Origin of the sequence: Dietzia sp. UCD-THP (assembly GCF_000349585.1) — a bacterium.
Lineage (GTDB): Bacteria > Actinomycetota > Actinomycetes > Mycobacteriales > Mycobacteriaceae > Dietzia > Dietzia natronolimnaea_A.
This window is the reverse complement of record NZ_KB714634.1, coordinates 1-1,750: the sequence shown is the minus strand read 5'-3', so window position 1 is coordinate 1,750 and position 1,750 is coordinate 1. Positions and strand designations below refer to the sequence as shown.

1 protein-coding gene and 1 pseudogene are annotated in these 1,750 nt (G+C 66.3%); both read right to left on the bottom strand.

Annotation, left to right across the window (positions count from 1 at the left end; genetic code table 11):
- Positions 1 to 1,108: ISL3 family transposase (locus tag H483_RS28360; protein ID WP_042329746.1), on the bottom strand; the 1,108-nt coding region annotated here is incomplete at its 3' end.
- Between the two features lie 176 nt (positions 1,109 to 1,284).
- Positions 1,285 to 1,750 (bottom strand): annotated as a pseudogene (locus tag H483_RS28355) (methylmalonyl Co-A mutase-associated GTPase MeaB); the annotation flags it as partial.

The following is a 1,750-nucleotide window of genomic DNA, read 5'->3' as shown; positions in this document are numbered from 1 at the left end:
TCTTGTAGGTGCAGATGGTGCGCTGCAAGTGGACGAACCGTTCGATGCGGCATCGTCTGGCCCAGCTGATCCACGCTTCCAGGGCGTCTCTGGCCTCGTCGATCGGGAGTTGGAAGATCAGACGCAGGCCTTCTTTGAGCAGGTAGGCGCGGTACAGGGTGGGTTCGGTCTTGGCGATCCACGCCAGCTTGGCACTCTGCCGGGTGGTGAGATTCTCGGGGTTCTTCCAGAGCGCATATCGGGCGTGCTTGATGTCCCGGGCGTAACCGCGGGCCCGGTTGACCTTGTTGGCCAGACGACGTTCACGCAGTTGCCGTTTGTCGCCGCGGGCCTCGTTCCACACCTGTCGACGCACTTCATCCAGGGCATCGGTGGCCCACTTGACCACGTGGAACGGATCGGTACAGCGCACCGCCTCGGGGCACGCTCGGGCTACGACGTCGCCGATCCACTTCGCCCCGTCAGCGGTGACATGGGTGATCTGTCCACACCGGTCGGCCCCGAGAGCGTCGAAAAACGCCTGCACGGTGGCTTTGTCCCGGCCAATGGCAACCCACACCAGGCGACCGGTGTCGTGATCGACCACGATGGTCAGATACTTGTAGTTGCGCTTGTAGGAGATCTCGTCGATTCCGATCCTCCGCAGACCGGCCAACGGATCGGTACCGGCGACGGTGTCGGCCCAGACGCGGGCGATGATCGACCCCACCGTGCGCCAGGCGATGCGCATCAGCTGGCACGTGGCGCTCTTGGAACACTGCGTGGCCAGCCACGCGACCTGCTGGTCAAAGGGTCTGGTGTGACCGGCGCCGTGGCGGGCCCAGGGCACCTGACGCACAGTGGGACCGTGCACGGGGCAGCTCACTCGCGGCGAATCGGCCTCGAGAAACACCATCGTTGAGCCCATATCCAGACTGCGCCAGCGGCGTCGGCCAGCGCCGTTGTCGTACCGGGCCGCCGGCGTCCCGCAGACGCCGCACCGGGCCCAGTACCCCCTTCGAGGGCGAACATGTGCGACCACGATCTGCTCGTTGTGGTCGAACTCGACGTTCTCGATAACCGTTCTCTCGACGCCCAGCACCGCACGCCATAGGCTGACACCTCGCACGCCGTTCTCCGCTCTTCGGTTTGGACTTAGACACCCAAAACCTAAGCCGAGAACGGCGTGCTTCTACCCGAGATCCACCGAACGACCCATGGACAGGTCACAAGAGCCGGATTTCGTGTGGGCGGTCGGGGGCGGTGCGCGGCCTGCGCTTTTCGCAATACGGTGCCCGGCTGGGCTCAGGAGTCGAAGGCGTCGATGATCGCCTGCGCAGCGAGGGCCGCGGTGAGCGTGCCCTCGCGCACCTGTTGCTCCACCTCCGGGGCGATCTTCCGCACCTCCGGATCGGCGGCCAGCCGGGCCATCAGCGTGTCGTGGACCATGGACCACGTCCAGTCCACCTGCTGACGCGCCCTCCGCGCCTCCACCTCGCCGATCCCGTTCATCGTGTCCTGATGCGAGCGGACGGCGTCCCAGAAACGGTCCAGTCCCTCGGCCTCCAGTCCCGACATGGTCAGGACGGGCACCTTCCACACCGCGTCGGCAGGACGCACCAACCGTAGGGCGGCCCCGAGTTCGCGGGCGGCCCGCGAGGCGTCCTTGACGTGCGGGCCGTCGGCCTTGTTCACCGCGACGATGTCCGCCAACTCGAGGACACCCTTCTTGATGCCCTGCAGCTGGTCGCCGGTGCGGGCGAGGGTGAGG